This is a genomic window from Chitinophaga sp. (assembly GCF_035538455.1).
Taxonomy (GTDB): Bacteria; Bacteroidota; Bacteroidia; order Chitinophagales; family Chitinophagaceae; genus Chitinophaga.
Genome location: NZ_DATLKJ010000127.1, coordinates 1 through 5,702 on the forward strand (window position 1 = coordinate 1; position 5,702 = coordinate 5,702).

Annotated in this window: 6 protein-coding genes; 4 read left to right on the plus strand and 2 right to left on the minus strand. The window is 46.4% G+C overall.

Translation table 11 applies throughout. From position 1 onward, the window contains the following. From VM802_RS15240 to preA, 4 genes are all read left to right on the plus strand, one after another. The coding region (locus VM802_RS15240; RefSeq protein WP_325531951.1) for an amidohydrolase family protein at nucleotides 1-560 on the plus strand (560 nt) is incomplete at its 5' end. Between the two features lie 102 nt (nucleotides 561-662). Then, nucleotides 663-1,529: a nitrilase-related carbon-nitrogen hydrolase gene (locus VM802_RS15245; RefSeq protein WP_325531953.1), complete on the plus strand. Its 867-nt coding sequence runs from the start codon at nucleotides 663-665 to the stop codon at nucleotides 1,527-1,529. Nucleotides 1,530-1,549: 20 nt separating this feature from the next. Further along, nucleotides 1,550-2,899, plus strand: a complete 1,350-nt coding sequence (locus tag VM802_RS15250; protein WP_325531954.1) for an NAD(P)-dependent oxidoreductase — start codon at nucleotides 1,550-1,552, stop codon at nucleotides 2,897-2,899. Nucleotides 2,900-2,935: 36 nt separating this feature from the next. After that, nucleotides 2,936-4,204: an NAD-dependent dihydropyrimidine dehydrogenase subunit PreA gene (gene preA, locus VM802_RS15255; protein WP_325531956.1), complete on the plus strand. Its 1,269-nt coding sequence runs from the start codon at nucleotides 2,936-2,938 to the stop codon at nucleotides 4,202-4,204. 11 nt (nucleotides 4,205-4,215) lie between these two features. On the opposite strand, the gene VM802_RS15260 is transcribed toward preA, so the two are convergent. Further along, the gene (locus VM802_RS15260; protein WP_325531957.1) at nucleotides 4,216-5,379 is read right to left on the minus strand and encodes an FAD-dependent oxidoreductase; all 1,164 of its coding nucleotides are present in this window, start codon (nucleotides 5,377-5,379) and stop codon (nucleotides 4,216-4,218) included. A 10-nt stretch (nucleotides 5,380-5,389) separates the two neighbouring features. Then, on the minus strand, nucleotides 5,390-5,702 hold a 313-nt coding region (locus VM802_RS15265), incomplete at its 5' end, for a helix-turn-helix domain-containing protein (RefSeq protein WP_325531959.1).

Consider the following 5,702-nt stretch of genomic DNA (forward strand, 5'->3'; position numbering starts at 1 on the left):
ATGAAAGGGGATTTGAAAGCGCCAAATGGGTAATGAGTCCGCCATTGCGCCAGCAGAAAGATCAGGCGACACTTTGGGCGGGTATCAACCAGGGCCTGGTAAACGTTGTAGCTACGGATCATTGCCCCTTTAAGTGGCAACAGAAAATGATGGGAGAAAAAGATTTTTCAAAGATCCCCAACGGCCATCCTGCCATTGAACACAGGATGGAATTATTATATAGTGAAGGGGTACACAAGAATAAAATCACTTTAAATAAATACGTAGAAGTTGCCTGTACAAATCCTGCCAAAATATTCGGTATGTTCCCCCGTAAAGGGACCATCGCCGTTGGCAGTGATGCCGATATCGTCATCTTTGATCCGCAGCAACAACATACGCTGTCTGCAGCCACCCATCATATGAACGTCGATTACTCTGCGTATGAAGGATGGAAGATAAACGGAAAGGTAAAGACCGTTTTGCTAAGAGGGGAAGTAGCCGTAGATAATAATGAATGCCTGGTACAGAAAGGTTATGGACAGTTCATCAGAAGAAACAAAGTAAACGGTATTATTTAGCAGAAATAATTATCGCCGGATGAGTTAATCTACCCGTCAGTTAACCTACCTGACAGTTACCCCACCCTGAATAATTTTTATTACACACTAAACCAAATCATCATGCCTCGTATCATCAAATCAGGATTAATTCAGATGAGTCTGCCGAAGACAGAAGGAGAAGGGACGATTGAAGAAATCAAGGAAGCTATGCTGCAAAAACATATTCCGCTGATTGAAGAAGCGGGGAGAAGTGGTGTACAGATATTGTGCCTGCAGGAAATTTTTAATACCCCGTATTTCTGTCCGGGACAAAACAGCGACTGGTATCAGTCTGCTGAGACAGTGCCGGGGCCTACAGTTGAACGTATGGCAGCATATGCAGCCAAATACAATATGGTGATGATAGTGCCTGTATATGAGAAGGAACAGGCGGGGGTACTGTATAATACGGCCGCTGTTATTGATGCTGACGGCACCTACCTGGGCAAATACCGCAAAAATCATATCCCGCATACATCCGGTTTCTGGGAGAAGTTTTTCTTTAAGCCCGGCAATCTTGGTTATCCGGTGTTTCAGACAAGGTATGCGAAAGTGGGCGTATATATCTGTTATGACCGCCATTTTCCGGATGGCGCCAGGTGTCTTGGGTTAAACGGTGCAGAGATTGTATATAACCCTTCAGCAACGGTGGCTGGACTGTCCCAGTACTTATGGAAACTGGAACAACCGGCGCATGCGGCTGCCAACGGGTATTTCATGGGATGTATAAACAGGGTAGGCGAAGAAAAACCCTGGAACCTGGGCAAATTTTATGGCTCCTCCTATTTTGTGGACCCTCGCGGGCAGGTGTTTGCCTGTGCTTCTGAAGATAAGGATGAATTACTGGTGGCCTCATTCGACCTGGACATGATTGAGGAAGTAAGAAGTGTATGGCAGTTTTACAGAGACAGGAGGCCAGAAACTTATGGGAAATTAACAGAGTTATAACCGTTCATCAAATCATTATTATGTCGCTCCGCAATAATAGATTAACCGATCAGGAATATGGACAACAGTTTAGTGATATTCATCCGCCGTTTGAAACCAGGGACGCCGCATTGGTAGAGGCAAACCGCTGTCTGTTCTGCTATGATGCACCATGTACGAAAAGTTGCCCAACCAGTATTGATGTGCCTAAGTTTATCAAACAGATTACCACAGATAATATCAAAGGGTCTGCCTACACTATTTTATCATCAAATATTATGGGTGGCGGCTGTTCCCGCGTTTGTCCGGTTGAAAAATTATGCGAAGGCGCCTGCGTTTATAATCTGATGGAAGAAGAGGCCATACCAATTGCGCGGCTGCAACGCTATGCTACAGAAAAAGCCATACAGGAAAAATGGACACTCTTTAAAAGAATGCCTGACAATGGAAAAAGAGTGGCCGTTATTGGGGCCGGGCCTGCCGGATTAAGCTGTGCGCATGCATTGTCAAGAGCAGGAGTAGCGGTCACTATCTATGAAAAGGAGAGCAAGGGAGGCGGACTGATGACATATGGCATTGCCGCCTATAAGGTAACACCCGCATTCTGTGAAGATGAAGTAAACTATATCACCTCACTGGGAGGAATCGAAGTAAAATATAACCAGGAGCTGGGAAAAGATATTTCACTGGATACATTGCAGCGTAATTATGATGCCGTTTATCTCGCATTCGGAGTAGGACTGACAAGACAGCTGGAAATACCCGGCGAACATCTGGAAGGTGTGGCAGACGCGATCAGGTTCATTTATGCTATCAGAACCGCCGGCTACCCCACTGTTTCCGTAGGGGACAAGGTAGCAGTGATTGGTATGGGGATGACAGCCATTGATGCAGCAACACAGGCAAAACGACTGGGCGCGGAAGAGGTTACACTCATATACAGAAGAACGCAGCAGGAAATGCCCTGCACAACAGCTGAACTGGAGATAGCCAGACTGGATGGCTGCCGTGTTATATGGCTGGCGACACCGGCAGAGATACGGGGAGAAAATGGGAAAGTAACAACGCTGATCTGCCAGGTAATGAAGCTGGGAGAAGCGGATGAAAGTGGCCGCCGCCAACCGGTTCCAACAGATGAGACGATAACGCTGCAGGTGGATATGGTCATTAAAGCTACCGGACAAACACCATTTGAGCAATTGGTGAACGGCCATGCTATTGAACATCATAAAGGGAAAATTTCGGTAATTGATAAAAGCGTCACAAATCTGACAGGTGTATTTGCAGGAGGCGATTGTGTGAATGGTGGCAAAGAAGTGGTAGATGCTATCCAGGCAGGGAAGGATGGTGCAAAAGAAATCCTGCAGTTCCTGCTCGAAAAGCAGGCATGATACCAGGTACCCGATTCCAAATTTTAAATCTTTCTTATGGCAGATATATCAGCAGATTTTCTGGGTATCAAATCACCGAATCCTTTCTGGTTGGCGAGTGCTCCGCCTACGGATAAGAAAATAAATGTGCTGCGTGCTTTTGAAGCAGGCTGGGGAGGCGTTGTATGGAAAACGCTGGGCAGCCAGGTAAAGAATGTTTCTTCCAGGTATTCGTCCGTGAACTATAATGGTCAGCGGATGATGGGATTTAATAACATAGAATTGATCAGTGACAGGCCGCTGCATATTAATCTGCAGGAGATTAAGGAATGTGTGAAACTATTTCCTGACAGGGCGATGATTGTTTCACTAATGGCAGACAATGACCGCAAAAGCTGGCATGAACTGATCAGGAAGGTAGAAGATACCGGTGCACACGGATTGGAATTGAATTTCGGCTGTCCGCACGGTATGACGGAGAGAGGTATGGGTGCCGCCGTAGGGCAGGACCCTGAGATTGCAAAGATGGTAGTGGAATGGGTAATGGAAGCAGCCACGATACCCGTTATCACCAAACTGACACCTAATGTGCATTCCGTTGTGCCAACAGGAAGAGCCGCTGTAGAAGGAGGGTCTAATGCGTTGTCTCTGATTAATACCATTCAATCTGTTACCAGTGTGGACCTGGATACTTTTGTTCCGAACCCGGATGTAGGCGGGAAATCTACGTTTGGTGGCTACTGCGGCCCCGCAGTGAAGCCCATCGCATTGAAAATGCTGACTACGATCTGCCAGGACCCCATTACGTCAAAGGTTCCTGTTTCCGGCATTGGCGGTATCAGTACCTGGAAAGATGCAGCCGAATTCATGTTGCTGGGCGCCACCACACTACAGGTATGCACGGCAGCGATGAAATATGGTTTCCGCATAATCGATGATATGTGTGACGGACTGAATAACTGGATGGATGAAAAAGGTTTTAAAACAATCAATGACTTTATCGGTAAATCAATACCGACGCTGCAGCATTGGGAAGACCTGGATATTAACTTTCACATAGTTGCCCATATTAACGAGAACAAATGCATTCATTGCGGATTATGCTATATTGCCTGCGAAGATGCTTCTCATCAGGCGATCAGCCTTTCGCATGGCAACCCTTACAATACCTACGCTATCAAGGAAGAAGAGTGTGTTGGATGCAATTTATGTAAGCTGGTTTGTCCGGTTGACAATTGTATCACTATGACAGAACAAAGGAGGGGAGATGAATATCTTAACTGGAAGGAGTTTCAGCGCAGAGGGCTGCCATTGAACGATCATTGATCCGCCTTTATTCATTTGTTTTTGCCGAACATCGCCAACATATCTTTCAATGCATTTGGCTGGTGCATCCATTTTGTATTGAACAATGTATCCTGGCCTATTTGAGCAAACCTGGCCAACATCTGTTTCTCATAGTACGCAATAGCTTGTTGGGTATCCTTGAATGCCGGGTTGGTAAGCGCTTCGCTGAGTTGCAGTGCATCCAGCATGGCCATATTCACACCCTCGCCGGCAAAAGGAGGCATCCAGTGGGCGGCGTCGCCCAGCAGTGTGATATCGGAGTTCGCCTCCCATTTCTGATCCAGAGGCATGCAATATTGCGGCCGTGGAATGAAAATGGTATCAGGGCTTTCAAATAGCTCCCACCAGGCCGGACTCCATTCCGAAAACTCCTTTTTGAACCAGGCAAGCACCTGATGTTGATCCTTGTAATCGATGTTGTTTTCTTTAGTCCAATGTTCACTGGATTTAAAACTGGCTGTAAAACCGAAACTGCCGTCGCCTTTGGAACTGACGATCAGTGTTTTCCCGTTGCCGTAACCAAATACCTTCCCGCCCTTTAATAATTCGTGGATGACGGGAGCGGTTTTTGCGCCATCTTTCAGCGATCCTTCCAGCATAGTAATACCGGTCCAGTGAGGTTTGATGGAGGTAACAAAGGGTCTGATCTTAGAATTGGCTCCATCAGCGCCGATGATCAGATCTGCAGTAGCAATATTTCCATTTTGAAATACTAATTTCCAGGTGTCTTGTATTTTTTCAATGGATAGAATATGGCTATCCCAAACAACAGTATCTGGTTCCAGTGCGTTCAGAAGGATTTGTCTTAATGGCCCCCGGTCAATCTCCGGCCGATGGTTGCTATCACCGAAGGTATCTTCTTTGCCTTCGATATGTTCATCAAAATGAATATTCAACTGGTCGTCTACCACCCGCATCAATCCTGCTTCCGGCCGGTATCGTGCTTTAAACTCCTCCATTAAACCAGCTTTGGCCAGCGCTGCCAGACCTGATTCGGTATGGAGGTCCAATGCGCCGCCCTGTACTCTGACATCCTGATTGATGTCCCGCTCATATACTTTTACATTTGCGCCTTTAAGCTGTAAAAGTCTTGCTAAGGTCAGGCCGCCAGGGCCGCCGCCGACAATAGCGATCTTTTTGTTGTGCATTTTCATGACAGCAAAATTATTGCTGCGACGAGTCAGATAATAGTATAAATCGGCCGTTTTGATTTTTAGCCAATTCTTTCGGCGATACGCCTGAGAACCTTTTGACTTCTTTGATGAAATGGGTTTGGTCAGCAAAATTCAATTCGGGGAAGAGCCTTCCTTCTTTGATCTGTTGCAGGGATGCCTTGAACCGGAAAATATTGCAGTAGGCTTTCAATGAAATACCGAACTGCTCATTAAAATACCTGTTGATCTGCCTTCTGCTCCAGGCTACACGATCTGACAGCTCCTGTACCGTGAGCGAGCCATTGGAGGTATAAATCAGATCG

Coding starts and splice junctions, on each gene's coding strand:
- VM802_RS15260 (WP_325531957.1), bottom strand. CDS start 5,379: ATGAAAATGCACAACAAAAAGATCGCTATTGTCGGCGGCGGCCCTGGC.
- VM802_RS15245 (WP_325531953.1), top strand. CDS start 663: ATGCCTCGTATCATCAAATCAGGATTAATTCAGATGAGTCTGCCGAAG.
- preA (WP_325531956.1), top strand. CDS start 2,936: ATGGCAGATATATCAGCAGATTTTCTGGGTATCAAATCACCGAATCCT.
- VM802_RS15250 (WP_325531954.1), top strand. CDS start 1,550: ATGTCGCTCCGCAATAATAGATTAACCGATCAGGAATATGGACAACAG.